Genomic DNA, 18,831 nt, shown 5'->3' on the forward strand with positions numbered 1-18,831 from the left:
TTGAGATTGATTGATCACTTGCCGTAAATATCAACGTCGAAATATTTATCGTTAATAGTCGCGTAGGTGCCATCGGCCCGGATAGCGGCGATCGCCTCACTCAACTCGGCGGCCAGCGGGTCGCCTTTGCGCACCGCAATGCCTGTGCCTTCGCCAAGACACTCAGGGTCATCCACGTCCTCGCCATAAAAGGCAAACCCATCCCCCTGCGGTGTGTTCAGAAAGCCGTCTATTGCACCCAACGTGTTGTTCAGTTGAAGGTCCAGCCGCCCAGTTGCGAGGTCAGCAAACACATCCTCTTGTGTATTGTAGAGGCGCAGATCAGCCTTCGGGAAAGCCTTCTCGACGTGGCATTGCAGGGTCGTTCCGCGCAGAACGCCAATCTTGACGCCTTCTGTGCCTTCTTCAGTCATCTCAAAGGAGGCTCCCTCTTTGGCGATAAACCGCGACGGGGTGAAATAGTATTTCTCCGAAAAATCTACCCGCTTCTTGCGGTCCTCGGTGATCGACAGAGAAGCGACAATGGCGTCGTATTTTCCAGCGATTAAGGCCGGGATCATGCCGTCCCACTCCTGCTCGACCAGCTCACATTCGCGCTCCAATTCTGCGCACAGGGCCATTGCCATATCAATGTCAAAGCCCGACAGCGTGCCATCAGCCCCTTTTTGCGAGAACGGTGGATAAGCGCCTTCAACCCCAATTCGCAGCGGATCTGCCGCGACCATTCCAGCCGCCAGTGCGACGGCGCCAACGGTGGTGGCAAGCAATGTGTTCTTCAATGTCATATTCGTACTCCCTTGGTTTCATTTATGTTTGTTCAGGCACTTGGAGCGCCCCGTAGATTACTGCCGCGTTGTCGACAGAAATTCTTTGAAACGCGCAGTTTCAGGGTCATTGAACATCTGTGCGGGGGCACCCTGCTCCTCGATCAGGCCTTGGTGCAGAAAAACAACCTGTGACGAGACATCCCGCGCAAAGGCCATTTCATGAGTGACAACAATCATCGTGCGGCCTTCCTCGGCCAGCGACCGGATCACCCTCAGCACCTCACCCACAAGCTCCGGATCAAGTGCGGAGGTCGGCTCATCAAACAACATCACTTCGGGTTTCATGGCCAACGCTCGGGCGATGGCTGCGCGTTGTTGCTGACCGCCCGAAATGTGGGCGGGGTAGTAGTCTCGGCGTTCATACATGCCAACGCGTTCCAGCACCTCTTTGGCGTGTTCAATCGCTTCGGCCCGCGGCTGTTTTAGAACATGGATCGGTCCTGCAATGACATTCTCCAAGACAGTCATATGCGACCACAGATTGAAGGATTGAAACACCATCGCCAGGCGAGCGCGAATACGTTCAACTTGTCTTGGATCAGTAGCCTGAGACGCGCCCTGGCGATCCTGTGACATCTTGATTTCTTCACCATGGACCGTGATCAAACCGGATGTAGGTGTCTCCAACAGATTGATGCAGCGTAGGAAGGTACTTTTGCCAGAACCGGATGAGCCCAACAGCGAAATCACATCGCCTTCACAAGCCTTTACGGAAACTCCTTTGAGGACTTCATGCGCCCCGAATGACTTGTGCAGATCTGTCACGCTTAACGAAACACTTGTATTATTTGCGGACGAGACAGCGACCATAGGATTTCCGTTCTGCGTTAGGGAGCAATTCGTTAAGGAAGCCTATCCGTCATCATCTCCAAACCTAAAGCGCGATTAACTTGCCCTCAGCGAAGGTTTTAACTACGGTGGCTCAATGAAGAACACGCTCCGTCATCTCAACGCGCTCAGGGTTTTTGAAGCTGCTGCAAGACATTGCAACTTTGCTAAGGCGGCAAGTGAGTTGAATGTCAGCCACAGCGTCGTCAGCCAACATATCAAGAATCTTGAGGCCTGGTTCGGGACCGATCTTTTCATCAGGCATCGCAACCGCGTCGAGCTTAGCGAAAACGGGCGAGACTTATTGCCGCAAATTGCGAGCGGACTTCAAACGCTTACCGACGCCAGTGAAGCACTTTTGCGCAAGACCCGCTCAGGTGCCGTCGTAGTCAGCGCAGAGCCTGCGATTGCGTCCCTGTGGCTGCGCAAACGTATTACTGAGTTTTGCAGCCTGTTTCCGCGGATCGAAGTGGACCTGAGACCAGCGTGGAGCCCTTCAAAGATTGGCGAAGGACATGCAGATATTGCTATTCACTTCGAAACCAGAATGCCTGGAAGCGGAATCACCAAAGACCGTCTATTTCCAATAGATGGTTATCCCGCAACGTCCCCACAACTTAATGCCCAACTTAGGCCCCAAAATGCCAGTGTGGACTGGAACAGACCAATTCTTATTCACGACAACGGCAAAGAGACGTGGCACAAATGGTATGCGACCCATGAACCGCAAAGCCTTGGCTGGAAATCCGGCAAGGTATATTCGGACCTCTCGCTCGCAATTGATGCCGCGATAGATGGTGAGGGCGTTATACTCGCCGATAATATCCTATGCGAGCGTGAACTATCTTCAGGCCAACTTGTCGCTATGGATCAGCGGACGATAAGATGTATCTGGTATGAAATTTGTCTGGACAAAAACACATCTGGATCATCCGCTCCGGCATTCTTCAAGAATTGGCTGTTGGAACAGACCAAACAGCTGCGGACCTGATTTAGAGCCGGCCGCCCTCGGTTACAAATTTTTAACGTCTACCTGACCTCGATCACGCGCGAAGGTAGGGGCGGTCCCATCCACAATAGTGACCAAAACCTTTTGATGGCCGGTTCAAACAGCAGCACCGTGCGGTTGCAGCTAAAGTCCGGAACCCGCCGATTCTGTGGAAAAACAGCGTGTTGCAGGCGCAGAAAGCCGGGCTTCAAACCAAGCGCGAGCGCCTTTCTCATCAGGCTTTGCTCATTTGCTGCGGTGCAGGAAAGATCTTGGCCAGTTTACGGAGGTTTTGGGCGGTTGCAGCGAGCAGGAATTCGTCATTTGCACCGCATGGTCCACGTAATCGGAGCCGCCCCAGACCAAGAATGCGTTTGAGGTGCGCAAAGAGCATCTCAACCTTCTTTCGCAACCGCATTGAGATTGCATATTGTTTGGTCTTGGAAATGTCGCGTGCAACCTGGCGAGCGTCTTCATGTTCTTCGCGGGTAATTTTGCGCGCATCGGCTTTGGGGCAGCATTTCATTTTTGATGGACAGGCTTGGCAGGTGTGTTTTAGCGCCTGATACTTGGCGACGCCCTTGCCGCTGGGGCCTCGGTTTGGATCGGAATAATTCCGTCGGAACTGCTTCAGTGGCTCACCCTCTGGGCAAATGTATTGGTTGTTCTCGGCGTCCCATTCGAAGTCAGCGCGGCTCCACGTGCCGTCGGTGCGACCCGCTTTATCAATCACCGGGATGTGCGGTGCGATCTTGCGGTCGACAAGCCAGCCGAGCATCGGGCCCGATCCATAGGCGGTGTCCGCGATGATCCGTTCGGGGTGCAAGTCGAACCTGTCTTTAACCCGATCCAGCATTGAACGCACAGACCCAACTTCTGCTTGCCGGATTGACCGTGTCGCCTCCACATCTACGATCACGGCGTGGTCGGTATCGATCAGGTAATTCGTCGAATAGGCAAAGAACGCTGGGCCTTTGCGCGCAGCAGTCCACTGGCTTGCAGGGTCAGAGTGGGATGTGAACTTAGGTTCCACCTCGGATGCTGCGCCGAAGGCGGCATCATCAAGAACGTCGAGATACTCTCGCACCGCACGCGGAGCATCCTGTGGCGTAATTGCTGATAAGTCCCAATCTTTCTTCGGTGTTGAGTTCTGTTTGTTGGCGTCGGCCTCAATCAAACTGGCGTCTGCCGCAAATCTTTGGCCACTCACGAGACCGTCTGCGATACAGCGCGCCACGGTCGTCTCGAACAAGTGGCGCAACAGATCACTGTCGCGGAAACGCCCATGTCGGTTCTTCGAAAAGGTCGAATGGTTCGGCACTGGGTCCGCAAGATCAAGGCGGCAGAACCAGCGATAAGCGAGGTTCAGATGAACCTCCTCGCAGAGCCTGCGTTCAGAACGGATACCAAGGCAATATCCAACCAACAGCATACGGATCAGCAGCTCTGGATCGATTGAGGGACGGCCAGTGTGGCTGTAAGATTCTGCAAGATGTGGACGGATGCCACTTAGATCCACAAACCGGTCAATCGACCGCAGCAAGTGGTCTTGAGGCACATGATCGTCGATGGAAAACTCATAAAAAAGCGCGCCTTGCGCCTCTTGCTTTGGTCCCAACATCGTCAATCCCCTTGCATTCACAAGCAAATTGAATCAGTGGCAGACCCCCAAATCAAGAAGAGTTTTTCAACAGAATTCGCCCTTACAACAAGACCTCTCGCTCCTGCGGAACAGATCGAGCGATTGCAGCGAACGGCAGGAAGGTCCGCATAGCTGACATAGACAAGCTCACGAAAATTGCTTCGGGAGCTTCACGTTGTCTGTAACCCTTGCAACATGACCGCACCACGCGATTTGCACCACTTACTGCAAAGGGCTGGGTTCTGGGCGACCTTGTTGTATCGACGGCCCGATAGCTCGTCGCTGAGCATCGAAAAATACCCCGAACAATAGTATCGTTCTCAGTATCTGACCAATCTGCCGTTGTCATAGGGCGAAGTTAATCGGCGTGGCTCGGCGTGTCAGGTTAAAAGCGCAGGAGTGCGTTTCAATCTTTGCGATAGCGCACGCTTGTCATGTTCGCGTTTTCCGAAGTAGCGTCAGAAGATAGTTTTTTCGTTTTTGATTTTGGCAGGATAATATGAACAAGCGGGGCCTAAGCGAGCGCGATATTTGCACTAAGTTCATTACACCATCCCTTGTTAAAGCAGGCTGGGATGTAAATAGCCAGATCCGCGAAGAGGTGAGTTTTACCAAAGGACGGATCATCGTCCGCGGGAAGATGGTCAGCCGCGGAGAAGGCAAGCGTGCTGATTACATCCTTTCAGCAAAGCCCAACATCCCCATCGCCATTATCGAAGCGAAAGACAACAAGCAGCCCGTCGGCGGGGGCATGCAGCAGGCACTCGGCTATGCGGAAACGCTGGATATCCCGTTCGTGTTTTCATCGAACGGCGATGGCTTCGTCTTTCACGATCGGACTGGATCATCATCTGATATCGAACAGTCGTTGAGCTTAGATGAATTTCCCAGCCCCCAAGATCTTTGGCAACGCTACAAAACATGGAAAGGGCTGTCCGATACTGAGGAAAAGATCGCTCTTGAGGACTACCACGATGACGGGTCGGGCAAGGAACCGCGCTACTATCAGGTGAATGCCATTAACAAAACCATGGAGGCGATAGCCAAGGGGCAGGATCGCGTCCTTCTGGTCATGGCGACGGGCACCGGCAAAACTTATACGGCTTTTCAGATCATCTGGCGCTTTCGGCAGGCGTTTCCCGGAAAACGCGTTCTGTTCTTGGCAGATCGAAATGTCCTTATCGACCAAACCATGGTCAACGATTTCCGTCCCTTCAGTGGCAAGATGGCGAAACTGTCGACCCAGTCAAAGACCATCGAGCGGCCAGACGGAACCAAGGAGAGCGTCACGCTTGCGATGGACAAGAAGCGTCGCATCGACTCCTCCTATGAAATTTACCTTGGGCTCTACCAAGCGATCACCGGGCCGAACGAAAGCCAGAAAATCTTCCGTGAGTTCTCCAAAGACTTCTTCGATCTGATCATCATCGACGAATGTCACCGGGGTAGCGCATCGGCGGACTCAGCTTGGCGGGAAATCCTCGACCACTTCTCTTCGGCGGTGCAGATCGGCCTAACGGCGACGCCCAAGGAAACGGAATACGCGTCGAACATCGACTACTTCGGGCCTCCGGTCTTCAGCTACACCCTAAAGCAAGGCATCCGCGACGGTTTCCTTGCGCCCTACAAAGTCATCAAAGTTCACGTCGACCGTGACGTCCAGGGGTATCGCCCGGAAAAAGGCCAGCTGGATCGGGATGGCGAAGAGGTCGAGGACCGCATCTACAATGCGAAGGATTTCGACCGCACGCTGGTTCTGGACGACCGCACCAAGCTCGTCGCGCGGAAGATAACCGAGTTCCTACACGAAAGCGGCGACCCGATGGCCAAGACCATCGTGTTCTGCGTGGATCAAGAGCATGCAGCGCGTATGCGCCAAGCGCTTATCAACGAAAATGCTGACCTGGTCGCAAAGAATGCGCGATACGTGATGCGGATCACTGGGAATGACAAAGACGGGATTGATCAGCTGGGGAATTTCATCGATCCGGAGGCTGCATACCCCGTGATCGTGACCACATCCAAACTTCTCTCTACCGGTGTCGACGCTCAGACCTGCCGCCTGATCGTGCTTGACCGCGAAGTCGGGTCCATGACGGAGTTCAAGCAGATCGTTGGGCGCGGCACACGGGTGCATGAAGATACGCGCAAGCTGTTCTTCACACTGATGGATTTCCGCGGCGCCTCAAGCCATTTTGCTGATCCAGACTTCGATGGTGAACCCGTCCAAATCTATCAGCCCGGTCCGGATGACCCTGTTACCCCGCCGGACGAAACGCCAGCCGAGACGGCGCATGGCGGTGGCGTATCGGGCAGTGAGAGTCCTGCGGAGAACGAGACCGTACTAATCGATCCGAACAACCAGAACCTCACCAGCAATACCAAGACCGGACCGCGCCCCAAGGTCTATATCGATGGCGTAGGCGCTGACATCGTCGCTGAGCGCGTCGAATACCTTGATGAGAACGGCAAGCTCGTGACCGAGTCACTCCGCGACTACACTCGGAAGGCCATGCGCCAACGCTTCACCAGCCTTGATGACTTCCTGAGAAGTTGGAAACAGACAGAGCGGAAACACGCGCTTGTCGAAGAGCTGGCCGAAGAGGGTTTGCCCCTCGACGTGATCGCCGACGAACTGGGGTTTGACCTCGACCCGTTTGACCTGATCTGCCATATCGCATTTGACGCCAAGCCGCTGACCCGAAAAGAGCGTGCCGACAATGTGCTCAAGCGAGATGTATTCACCAAATACGGCCCGCAGGCTCGCGCTGTTCTTGAAGCTTTGCTTGAGAAATACTCCGACGACGGCGTAATCAGTATCGACGACCCAAAGATCCTTAAGATCAATCCATTCTCCGGCATGGGCACCGAGGTCGAACTGATCCGCGCCTTCGGCAAAAAGAACGACTACATTCGCGCCGTGCATGAGATGCAAACAGCGCTCTACGAAGAAAGTGCTTAACCCATGTCCGTCCGTAATCTCGTCAAATCCATCCAAGACATCATGCGCAAGGACACCGGCGTCGACGGTGACGCGCAGCGAATGTCCCAGCTGGTCTGGATGTTCTTCCTCAAGATCATGGACGACCAGGACGAGGCACTGGAAATCACGCAAGATGACTACACATCGCCCATCCCCGAAGATCTGCAATGGCGGACCTGGGCGGCGGATCCCGAGGGGATTACCGGCGACACGCTGCTGGATTTTCTCAATGACGAGCTGTTCCCGCGCCTCAAACAACTCTCCCCGCAAAAAGGCCCCCGTGCCAAGGTTGTGCGCGATGTCTTTGAGGACGCCTACAACTACATGAAATCCGGCCAGCTTCTGCGGCAGGTGATCAACAAGATCAACGAAGTCGATTTTAACAACCTCACCGAGCGCCAGCACTTTGGCGACATCTACGAACAGCTGTTGAACGACCTTCAGAACGCGGGCAACGCCGGCGAATACTACACGCCCCGCGCCGTCACCGCCTTCATGGTACAGCAGATCGACCCGACGCCGGGCGAGGTGCTGTTTGACCCCGCCTGCGGCACCGGCGGCTTCCTGACCTGCGCCATGCGCCACATGCGCGACAAGCACATCAAGCGCCCCGAGGACGAGACGCTGATGCAGACCTCCCTGCGCGCAGTCGAGAAAAAGCCCCTGCCCCACATGCTCTGCGTCACCAACATGCTGCTGCATGGGGTGGAGGAGCCGTCCTGGGTGCGCCACGACAACACGCTCGCCCGCCCGCTGGTCAGCTGGGGACAGGCGGACAAGGTCGACATCGTCCTGTCCAACCCGCCCTTCGGCGGCAAGGAAGAGGACGGGATCGAGAACAACTTCCCCACCTTCCGCACCCGCGAAACGGCTGATCTGTTCCTCGCCCTCATCATCCGCCTGCTCAAAGACACCGGCCGCGCCGCCGTGGTTCTGCCCGATGGCTCGCTCTTTGGCGAAGGCATCAAAACCCGGCTGAAGGAACACCTGCTTGAGGAATGCAACCTGCACACCATCGTGCGGCTGCCGAACTCGGTCTTCAAACCCTACGCCTCCATCGGCACCAACCTGCTGTTCTTTGAAAAGGGCCAGCCCACGCAGGATATCTGGTATTGGGAACACCGCGTCCCCGAGACGCAGAAGGCCTATTCCATGACCAAGCCGATCCGGCTGGAGCATCTGGACGACTGCGCCGCATGGTGGGGCGGGCCGAACCGCGAGGGGCGGCAGGAAAGCGAGCGCGCCTGGAAAGTGTCGATCGACGAGATCCGCGAGCGCGGCTTCAACCTCGACATCAAGAACCCGCATGTCGTCGAAGAGGACTGGGGCGACCCCGAGACCCTGTTGAACGACCTGACCAAGGCCGAGGCCTCGGTCGACAGCCTGCGGGCCGAGCTGAAAGCCATCCTGACCGAGGCGCTGGCGCGATGAACGCGGAACGGTTGCTGGAGGTTTACGAGCAGATCAGCGAAGCGCCGGATGCCATCGCAAGGTTGCGGCGGTTTGTGCTGGATTTGGCGGTGCGTGGGAAGCTGGTGGAGCAGGATGCGGCGGATGAGCCTGCATCGCAACTGCTGGAGCAGATCGCGGTAGAAAAAGCCAAGCTGGTCAGCAGTGGCCATATAAAAGCACCTAAACCTCAAAAGACCAAGTCAGCTATCGAAGCCGAGTTTGCCATTCCATCGGGTTGGGTTTGGACGAGCCTGGGAACGGTGGCTGCGTGTCTGGACTTCATGCGAAAGCCGATTAACGGCACAGAGCGTGACAAGAGAATTGATGGTTTGCCGCAAGACAAGCTGTATCCATACTTTGGCGCAACACAGCAGCAAGGATGGATAGACGATTTCATCTTCGACGATGACTTGGTCCTGCTGGGAGAGGACGGGGTGCCGTTCCATGATCCCTTGCGCAACAAGGCTTACAAAATCAGTGGCAAGACGTGGGTGAACAACCACGCCCACGTTTTTAAGTGTATCCTTACTTCGATTGATTTCGTTGCCCATTATTTGAACGTCTTTGACTATTCTGGCCGCGTCGTTGGGGCTACTCGAGCAAAGCTGAACCAAGCTCGAGCGTTGACAATCCCTATCCCACTCCCCCCTCTCGCCGAGCAGCACCGGATCGTCGCCAAGGTCGATGAGCTCATGGCGCTTTGTGATCGGCTTGAGAAGGCCCGCAAGACGCGGGAGGAGCTGCGCGACAAGCTCACCGCCGCCAGCCTCGCCCGCCTGACCGCACCGGATACCACGGCACAAGCGGAGCCAGCAAAAGTGGGCACCGGTTTTGCGTCCGGCTCCGCGACCAGCGAAGACGACTTCCCCACCCACGCCGCCTTCGCCCTCGAGGCGCTCCCCGCCCTCACCACGCGCCCCAACCAGATCAAGATCCTCCGCCAAACCATCCTCAACCTCGCCGTCCGCGGCAAACTGGTGGAACAGGACCCGGCGGATGAACCGGCGTCAGCACTATTGGCAAAGATCAACTCTGTCAGGGAACCTAAGAAAACAGGGAACTCAGTAGGCTATGACCTTCCATTCCCAGTACCTTTGGGCTGGGCGCGTGCATCTGTACAGGACACTCTCCTGCCAAACCGAGAAATATCTTACGGCGTCATTAAGCTTGGAAACGAACCAAAGACCGGCGGCATTCCCACGCTGCGCTGTAGCGATGTGCGACCCGGCTATATCGAAACAAGAACAGTCCGAACTGTGCAAGAATCCATAGAAGAGCAATATATCCGAACTCGACTGGAAGGCGGCGAGGTGTTGATCAACATCCGTGGCACCTTAGGTGGCGTAGCCGAAGTTCCGAAGTCTTTGGCCGGCTACAATATTGCGCGCGAGGTAGCAGTCATCCCGGTGTCTGATAACATTTTGGCTCAGTATATTGTCTACTTGATGCTTTCACCGTTCTTCTGGGATCATATTCAGGGCAACCTGAGGGGTATCGCGTATAAAGGTGTGAATCTCGGGACATTAAGAGCGCTCCCAATTCCAATTCCGCCTCTCGCCGAACAACACCGCATCGTGGCCAAGGTCGACGCCCTCAAGGCCCTCTGCGACCGGCTGGAGGCCGCCCTGATCACCGCCGACACCACCCGCACCCGCCTCCTCGAAGCGCTCCTCCAGGAAGCGCTGGAGCCTGTATCCGAGACCATGGAAGCCGCTGAATGACACTTGCCCCTGCCGAGGCTGAACGCCTCCTTTTTGCCCGCTACGGTGATCCCGCGAAACCCGCCTCGAAATACGTAGTCGGCTTCCGAAATCCCGTGGGGCGTGTGCTGGCGATCCATCGTACCACTCAGGAAACCAGCATCTGGTTTCAACCACCCGCGCCGCCCCGAATTGATGGCGTCGAGCTGCAGGCCGAGCCAAACAACGGCAATTCCAACATCAACGGCCCGCTCGCCCCATTGCGGTCCGCAGACACACAGCGCGCCTTAATCGACAGCCCCACCGCGTTGCAGCGCTTCGTTGATTGGTATGACGGCGGCTCCGTCGCAGCCGCGCCTGCTCCGGACCTGCTGGAAGGCATCGACTTCGCCAGCGCCTTCGCCCGTTTCCAGTCCCTGATCACAGGCTATGACCAGCCCTTCACCCGGTTCGACGAAGGCCTCATCGCCGCTTGGGAAAGCTACAAACCCCGCGTGCGCGACGTTGCGCTGAGCCGTCTCAACGCAGACAGCTGGACAGAAGATCAGATCGGCTCCGGTGAGATCGTCGCCAAGGCAATCGACGCCATCGAGATCCAGGCCACCCACGGCGATCTGACCAACAACATGGTGTTCTGGCAGAACCGTTTCGGTCACGCCAACCGCGAGCACCGCGCCCTGATCGAAGCTGCGGCGACCGGAACCGGGCTGCAAACTCTCGAACGCCTGCTGTTTCAACTTTACCGCACGGACCGCGACGAGGGGGCTATCTTTGAGGAACTGAGCAAGGCCGTTGGCACGAAATACCCCCTAATCGCCTACCTGTTCTTCTTGAAGGACATGGATCGTTTCATGCCGATCCAGCCAACAGGATTTGATAGGGTATTCGGGGAAATCGGTTTGGAGTTCCGCACACTGCGTCACTGCACTTCGGACAACTATTTGCAGTTCAACGCGATCTTGGATGATCTTCGCACCCCGATCGCCAACCTGGCTGGCCTGGACGAGGTCCGCCTGATCGACGCGCATTCCCTGCTTTGGGTGTTTTCTACCTTGCTGCGCAAGGAGGCAAAGGGCGAACTCGCCAATGGCGCCAAGGCCAGCGAAAGACATCTTGGTGCACGTGAAAAATCAATCGCCGACATCAAGTACTCGGTCGGCCGTACGGTCTTCAATTCGAACGGCCAGGTTGTTCCTACGACGGTAAAGAACAAGGAACTTCAGATGACCGACGCCGAGTTGGACAAGCTGATCCGAGACCTGCTTAAGATCCAGGAAGACCGCTGCGCCATCACCGGGCTACTCTTCCAGTTTCGAGGCACCCAAACAGACGACAACATGCTGCCCTCCCTCGACCGGATCGACAGCAACGGCCACTACGCCCGAGATAATCTGCAGATCGTGTGCCGCTTCATCAATTTCTGGAAGCAGGCATCTGACGACACTGAGTTTCGACGGCTTGTCGAATTGGTCCGAGAAGTGGGAGAACCTGAAGCGCGATGAGGAAAGGATAATTCTGGTCATCGGATGCACAATGTGAATGGCCTCGCAAACACAATTTCGGCGTGCCCCAGGCAGCAGCATTCCCAACTCGAAGGGAGGATAGAAGACATTTTCTGCGCTGACATAACCAGCATCAAGCCACGCAAATACAGACACACTCCAACTAAAGTCGACCACGCAGTTTGCTTCGACTGGAATCGATAAAGTAGGCTACTTAAGGCAGCATGACGGATGTGCGTCGACTATAAGCTTAGGAACAAGAAAATAGATACTCTCTTACCATCTGAAATTAAGTTTCTGGATACCTTGTGCGATGGAACGACCGAAAGCGATCACTTGGAGCATCCAACTGAAATACGCCAGCTTGTCGTTCGCGGATCGTTTCTAAGAGAGTTACTTCTCGGCAACCTGGGGGAAAATCTTCTGCCCCCAAAAGGCCTTGTTGTTGAAGGGGTTCAAATCAATGGCAACGTCGACTTACGCGGTTGTAGTGTCGATTGTCCGGTTTCACTTCGAAAATGCAACATTTTCGGAGATTTGGATCTTACTGGCGCTACGATCATTGAACTGGTCCTTACTGGAACATTAGTCGGGCGAATCCACTTAAGTGAGATTAATTGTAAGGGAAGCATAATTCTTAGCTATGGTTTTCGAACACTTTATCCCGTAGTGGCGAGGGGGGCAAAAATCGGCGGCCAACTTGGATGTTCTGGAGGTGAATTCCTTGGCCATCCTCTGGCAATCTCTCTTGAAGCTGCAGAAATCCAAGAAGCATTCTTTTGGCGTCACGTTCAAAATCTGTGGGGGATCGTGGACCTCACGAATACAAGCGTCGGGTGCCTCGTTGACGATCCAGATAGCTGGCCATCAAAAGGCAAACTCAGACTTGCTGGCTTTACGTATGGTTCTGTTGAGAGCAACACCTCTACTATCTACTATGATAGACTTGATTGGCTTGAGAGGCAGTACGAACCCCACTTGACCGACGACTTTAGGCCGCAACCGTTCGAACAGTTGGTGAAAGTACTGCACGCTACTGGCCGAGAGAACGAAGCAAAGAAAGTGGCGATTAGAAAGCTAAATTATCAGCGAGATGCCGATTTTTTGCGCCGAAGCCGAAACGTTACAAAACTGGCTCACCAGATCAGAATGACCTCGAATCCGTTTGATCAGTTCGTGCTCAAGATGAAACTTGAGAATGAGCGAAAATGGAGCCCCGACAATTTCGCATTGTTTTTGATTGCGGGCTGGAGTTGGCTGGTTTCAACTATGTTTTGGGCATTCGCAGGGTACGGATATCGGCCTGCGAGATGTATCATTTGGTCCATTATCATGATTGCAATAGGTGGCTGGGTATTTTCCGGATTGTACGAGAATGGGAACATAGTTCAGGTAGCGCAAAATTCGATAAATGGGGCGTCTACCTATGGAGCGAATTCTCCAAGATTCTACCCAATAGCGTACGCAGCTGATGTGTTTATTCCCCTCATCGATCTCCGGCAGGCTTCAGATTGGGCTTTGCTTGAAAGGACCGCTGAGCCCATTCGCCCATTTCTAATATTTTATTGGGGCTACATTCTCATGGGTTGGTTCTCCGCAGCTGTTTTTGGCGCATCTGTAACCGGGCTTGTCAGAAAGTGAGTTCGAGTATTGATGAGGCTACGCTGTAGCTTATCAGGAGACATAAAGGTCCGGTTAGGCCCGATCACAACAACGACAGCCAGGGCGAATTCCAGTTCCTGCCTGCCAGACCAAGTTGTAAAAGCTCCACATCGGAAGCCGACATCTATTTTACTGCCGTCTCAGTACGCCACCTCCGCCGGTGTTATCTGCCTTTTGGACAATTTACCTGTCTGCTTAAGTAAACTAACTTCGCCTCAGGATTGTATGCGCAGGTGTAAGAAGTGAAAAACTATTGGGATGGCGAGCCGGTAGGCAAGAAGGAGTTGCTGCGCTTGTTGACACGGGATGGCAAGTGGCTGCGCTGGGAAGGTGAAAAAGAAGACCAAGACGATCCCACCAAGAAACCCAAGGCCGGATGCAAGGATCAGGTCGAAGAGGCCCTGTTGGCGGCGCTGCACTCAACTAATGTCGTCGTGCTCTTGGGGTCTGGGGCGTCTTTCTCGGCGACAAACGACGGTGGTCCAGACGCACCGGGAATGTGGCACCTTTGGGAGGCGGTCAAGAAAGGTTGCGGCGAAACCAATTTCAACGCCGTGGCGCAATCTGTAATTGGACATGTGCCCACGGAGGGCGAAGAGAACATTGAGGCCCTGCTGAGTTTGTGCAAGATGTCCATCGAGTTGCTGGAGGTTCGAGCTGAAAAAGATGCAGCATTTCCAGATCGTGCCAGATTGGTGCAACTGAAAGATTTTGTGGTCACCGCAGAGCGCGAAATTCTGGCTCAGGTCGGCTTCGTACGCAGCGACACGGATTTGCCTGCGCACACCGGGTTTCTGCGCAAATTCGCCCGCCGCTCACCAGAAAAGCCCAGGGTCAAGCTGTTCACCACGAATTACGATCTGTGCATTGAGACCGCGGGTCTCCGCCTTGGCGTCGTGCTGATCGACGGATTTTCTCATAGTGCGGAACAGCGGTTCAACCGCGATCACTTCGATCATGATATCGTGAGGCGGGCCGCTTCCAGCACGAAGGCCGACTACCTCGACGGGGTGTTCCACCTGTACAAGCTGCACGGTTCGGTGGACTGGCGGCGAAGGTCGGATGCTGTCGTCATTCGAAGCCTGGATGATCCCGGCGAAGACCGCGAGCCAGTCCTGATCTATCCTCGATCTTCGAAATATCAAGAAGCGTTCGAAAGCCCCTATCTCGACATGTTCGCCGCGTTGCAGGCCGCCCTGCGGGAACCGGATACAACGTTGATCGTCTCCGGCTTCGGTTTCGCAGACGACCATATCAGCGCCCCTATCTGGTCAGCTATAGAAACGAACCTGTCGCTGCGTCTTGTCCTTTGTGATCGTGGGTTCGTGGAGCATCACAAGCTCTTCGATGAAAGGGCACAAGAGATCGACCTCGACCTGTCGGAACAGCGTCCTTACCAGAGTAGGATCGCGCGACTTGTGCAGCAAGGCGATACGCGCATCACGATGTTGAATGGCCGCTTCGAAGACCTTGCCGACGCCTTGCCGATGATATCGGGCAAGACGGATCGCCAGCTCTTGCAGGATCGGCTTGAAAAGCTGCGCGAGGGTGACGGCGTATGAGCGAGCTTGCCTCCCTAATCGACCCGTCCAAGCGCATTGGAACGGTTACAAGAGTGACGGCAAGTTTCGTGGAACTCACCTTGCCAAATGCGCTTGCCGCCCTTGGTAGGCGAGGGCTGGCAAAAGGCTCTGTGGGCGATTTCGTGTTCGTCGATTGCGACCGGTCAGCGATCTTAGGGCGCGTTACGGAGGTGGGTATTCCAGATCGGCAACGAAACGTTCTTGAACACCAGATTGAAACCGATCCTACAGTAGAGCCGCAGGGCCGCGTCCAGTTGTTGGCGACAGTAAGCAAGACAACCCGGAAGGTAACGCGCGGCATTAGTACACAACCGAGGGTCGGTGATGGGGTGTATCTCGCGCACGGTGGGGCGCTGTCCAATTCCATCAAGGATGCCTTAGAAGGGGATGTAAGGGGAGACAATGAGCCATTGCTCGTCGAACTGGGGCACCTATCCGGGCTGGACGATGCTTCACTCAGCATTCCGCCTGAGAAACTGTTCGGGCGTCATTGCGGAGTATTTGGCGCTACTGGCGGTGGGAAGAGCTGGACGGTTTCCCGTCTCGTCAATGAGATCGTGCGTATCGGTGGGAAATGCATTCTGTTTGATCCTACCGGAGAATTCACAGGAAAGGTGGCTGGCGCATGGCAGTATTCGTTCAGCGAAACCGGCAATGAAGATCAGCCCTTGGTGCGGTTCCCGAGTGAGAACTTGTCGGAACTGGACCTACACGCACTTCTTACTCCAACCGGTCAAAGTCAGGGTCCAGCCCTACGGAGTGCAACGAAGAGCCTTCGAATGGCTCGGGTGTTGGTGGCTGATGCAGAACGTTTCCCCGTCGAGGAGAACGGCTCAAGGCGAAATGTGTTAATTCGCAGGGGCGATGCTCCGGTTGGGCATGTCGTTGTGGATGGGCAAGGAACCATTGAAAAAGCAAATCAGAGTCGCCTCGCATACAGCCAAGCTGAATTGATACTTGCAGACGAATTGGCAGTTGAAACCTGCCGATTTAGTTTCAGCGCACTATCTCGGCAGGTGCGAAATGAGTGCGTGCGGCCAGTGCATAACAGTGATGCATCGAGGTATGGTCAACTCGACACCAATGCCGTCGGATACTGTAACTCACTGATCATCCGCATTGAAACCTTTCTAACCTCCCCCGAATTGGCCTGCCTGTTCTCAGATAATGGCCTGGACATTTGTCGAGAAATTGATCGTTTCTTATCCGATGCAAATGCCAAAGCAATGGTGCTTTCCTTCGAGAAGGTGAGCTTCAAGCACAACACCAGAGAATTGCTTTTGAATGCACTGGGACGATACCTTCTCGGCCTTGCACGGCGGGGCCAGTTTCGCCAGAACCCGCTCGTTTGTTGTCTGGATGAAGCGCATCAATTTATCGGTCGATCTGTCGGCGATGACTCCAATAGCGTGAGCCTTGATGCATTTGGTCTAATTGCAAAGGAAGGCCGAAAGTATGGGCTTACCACAGTGATTGCGACTCAGCGGCCCAGAGATGTACCCCAAGATGTTCTAAGTCAGCTTGGAACCTTGTTTGTTCACAGGCTTACCAATGACCGAGACCGCGAGACCATCGAAAGAGCGTGCGGTGATCTGGATCGCAGCGCAGCTGCTTTCATCCCATCGCTGTCACAGGGCGAAGCGATCATCGTTGGGCCCGACCTGCCCGCACCTTTGCCGATCATGATGAGCAAACCCGAAAAAGGTCAGCAACCAGAAAGCCATGGTCCGAACTATCAGATGTTCTGGGGCCGTCAGCAAGTTGGCGACGTAATTGATGACTGACTTCACGATTGCTTCTCCTCCGGGAAGCTGCAAATTTTCCGCGCGCAGCGAATTACTGCTTCGGCGGGCCGGGCAGCCGCATCTGGGGCGTTGTATGAATGGCCGCGAAGGGCCGTTTGCCTCGTAACCTTAGACCTTGGAATTCGTGCGGGATACGGTGGGCTCAACGGGCCAAAGCTTACACCTACCGTTCGGTGTCATGCAGGAACGTTTTAATTGCTCAGTAGCCAGTTTTTTGGGGTGGGGGCGGACACTCTCGAGAGCGAGATCACTACGTTTCGTAGCACGTAATCAATCAGCTGAATCCAATGTGACTTAAATCAGACAAGCTGGCTGAAAATGCACGCAGCAACAACCGCCCCATTGGCCGCCTGATGCAGAACCATGCGGTGCCGCGAGGCAACCCGCCAAGCAACCTCCGACCACCGCGCGACACGCGCGTGTCCGTATCGGCAACCCAGGCCGCTCGGTCATAGTAAGCTGGAGCTCAAAGTAATCGGTTTTCCGCTGCATTTAGAACGAGCGCCACCGCGCTCGTTGTCGTCTCCCGTCGGTGGCCGGGAATTCGAAGGCCGCCAAAGTCAGCCTTCTTGACAGACGAAATGGGATGGCGTCTCGGATGCACGTCAAGGCTTCCACTCAAGTGAATGCCAACATCTCTGGGGAATGATCAGATCCCAGCAGCGCGCTGCGTCTTCAGTGATGTACAAATTTCATGAGCGCCCAGGTCATCTGGAATTTGTGCCTTCTCCTTTCTCTTCGCTCATCGTGCGGTCGTCGAGGGCATCTCCATGCCCGTCCGTCATACAGAGGAATTGGAATGGTCGCGGTTAGATGGAAGCATTTTTCTGGCCAAAACCCGAAAAACTTCAACATTCCAGCCTCGGGGCATCGCTGGATCCCCTCAGCCCCTAAAGCGAGGGTTCCAAATAAGGTCGGTGAGGATGACCTTCTGGGGACAGGCGACAGTGATAGCACTACGCCCGCTTAAATCGGGATGGCATGGTTCGGAATCTTCGGCGGCGAAATTTCAGAAAGATCGAAGTTTTTGCTTCGTGCTGGGGAAGGTTGGCCAATCTCCATGTCAAGAAGCAGAAACGAAGAGGCCTCCACGCAAACGCTAACCTTAGGACCACCCACAGGCTTGATGCTGCCTCGAACGGCAGACGCGCAACAAACAGGAGGACCATCATGCTGCGCACGCTCCCCACGAAGACCCTGTCCACAGAACCCCAGATTGCCATCGTCCGCACATTTTTCGCCGAGCACGGAACCGCCCTGTGTAACGCCGCGGGCCTGATCGCCGACGAGGCTGGAACAGCCCGCGTTCTGCGCCTCATGTCGATGCTGCGCGAGGCACCACGCCTTGACCGCACAATACGCCTCATGTTGGTCGATCTCCACCGCCTCCTTTCTTTGGACCCTGTCATTGAGGCATACGAACCCGATTTTTCGGCTTGGGTCTTCCTCGATCCCGCCAGCGAGGAAGTCGAAAACCACTGCCTGCTCACCGACCGGCTCTATGATCTTTTGATCGACATCAGCGATCTGGACGCGGAGTGGAGGAGAATGGCGCTCGATCTCCCGGCGCAGAAGGCAGCCTGACATGCGGAACCGGTCGCGTAGTGCGTGCGACCGGCGACACTCTTTTGGCGGCGCGGCGCAAGACGCCCAAGCGGAAAAGAACATCGTTTAAGAGGGGGCAGGAACAATAAATTGCTCCGCGCGGAAAATTTCTTCTTCGTCTCTCGAAAGAACAACCAATGTTCTCTTCACCAGCACCAGCACCAGCATCCGCAACCAACTGAAAGGAACATGCTCCCCGGATCTCCCGAAAGCAGCACACATGACGCCGATGAATAGGCACCACCAGCACCTTT

12 protein-coding genes are annotated in these 18,831 nt (G+C 55.1%); 9 read left to right on the plus strand and 3 right to left on the minus strand.

Annotated elements, in window-relative coordinates; all coding sequences use genetic code 11:
• Positions 1-14: 14 nt before the first annotated feature.
• Together WNY61_RS13180 and WNY61_RS13185 are read right to left on the minus strand one after the other, a co-directional pair.
• Positions 15-785, minus strand: a complete 771-nt coding sequence (locus WNY61_RS13180; RefSeq protein WP_323804486.1) for a transporter substrate-binding domain-containing protein — start codon at positions 783-785, stop codon at positions 15-17.
• A 57-nt stretch (positions 786-842) separates the two neighbouring features.
• The gene (locus tag WNY61_RS13185; protein ID WP_342851886.1) at positions 843-1,637 is read right to left on the minus strand and encodes an ATP-binding cassette domain-containing protein; all 795 of its coding nucleotides are present in this window, start codon (positions 1,635-1,637) and stop codon (positions 843-845) included.
• Positions 1,638-1,752: 115 nt separating this feature from the next.
• Between WNY61_RS13185 and WNY61_RS13190 the strand changes: the two genes are divergently transcribed.
• The gene (locus WNY61_RS13190; protein WP_342851887.1) at positions 1,753-2,646 is read left to right on the plus strand and encodes a LysR family transcriptional regulator; all 894 of its coding nucleotides are present in this window, start codon (positions 1,753-1,755) and stop codon (positions 2,644-2,646) included.
• Between the two features lie 232 nt (positions 2,647-2,878).
• On the opposite strand, the gene WNY61_RS13195 is transcribed toward WNY61_RS13190, so the two are convergent.
• Positions 2,879-4,264 carry an IS1182 family transposase gene (locus tag WNY61_RS13195; protein ID WP_342851888.1) on the minus strand — a complete coding sequence of 462 codons (1,386 nt, stop codon included), beginning with the start codon at positions 4,262-4,264 and terminating at the stop codon, positions 2,879-2,881.
• 520 nt (positions 4,265-4,784) lie between these two features.
• Here WNY61_RS13195 and WNY61_RS13200 point away from each other — a divergent pair.
• From WNY61_RS13200 to WNY61_RS13235, 8 genes are all read left to right on the plus strand, one after another.
• Positions 4,785-7,247, plus strand: a complete 2,463-nt coding sequence (locus WNY61_RS13200) for a DEAD/DEAH box helicase family protein (RefSeq protein WP_342851889.1) — start codon at positions 4,785-4,787, stop codon at positions 7,245-7,247.
• 3 nt (positions 7,248-7,250) lie between these two features.
• Positions 7,251-8,699 (plus strand): class I SAM-dependent DNA methyltransferase, encoded by a 1,449-nt coding sequence (locus WNY61_RS13205; protein ID WP_342851890.1) that lies wholly within the window; start codon positions 7,251-7,253, stop codon positions 8,697-8,699.
• Positions 8,696-10,441, plus strand: a complete 1,746-nt coding sequence (locus tag WNY61_RS13210; protein ID WP_342851891.1) for a restriction endonuclease subunit S — start codon at positions 8,696-8,698, stop codon at positions 10,439-10,441. The genes WNY61_RS13205 and WNY61_RS13210 overlap by 4 nt, the downstream gene beginning before the upstream one ends.
• Entirely contained in the window at positions 10,438-11,922 is a 1,485-nt protein-coding gene (locus WNY61_RS13215) for a hypothetical protein (protein WP_342851892.1), read from the plus strand. Before WNY61_RS13210 ends, WNY61_RS13215 begins: the two co-directional genes overlap by 4 nt.
• 231 nt (positions 11,923-12,153) lie before the next feature.
• Positions 12,154-13,563, plus strand: coding sequence for a hypothetical protein (locus WNY61_RS13220; protein WP_342851893.1), 1,410 nt, complete (start codon positions 12,154-12,156; stop codon positions 13,561-13,563).
• A 263-nt stretch (positions 13,564-13,826) separates the two neighbouring features.
• The gene (locus WNY61_RS13225; RefSeq protein ID WP_342851894.1) at positions 13,827-15,146 is read left to right on the plus strand and encodes an SIR2 family protein; all 1,320 of its coding nucleotides are present in this window, start codon (positions 13,827-13,829) and stop codon (positions 15,144-15,146) included.
• Entirely contained in the window at positions 15,143-16,951 is a 1,809-nt protein-coding gene (locus tag WNY61_RS13230; RefSeq protein WP_342851895.1) for an ATP-binding protein, read from the plus strand. Before WNY61_RS13225 ends, WNY61_RS13230 begins: the two co-directional genes overlap by 4 nt.
• A 1,191-nt stretch (positions 16,952-18,142) precedes the next feature.
• Entirely contained in the window at positions 18,143-18,556 is a 414-nt protein-coding gene (locus WNY61_RS13235) for a hypothetical protein (protein WP_342851896.1), read from the plus strand.
• Positions 18,557-18,831: the final 275 nt, after the last annotated feature.

The organism is Sulfitobacter sp. AS92, assembly GCF_038900015.1.
Classification (GTDB): Bacteria; Pseudomonadota; Alphaproteobacteria; order Rhodobacterales; family Rhodobacteraceae; genus Sulfitobacter.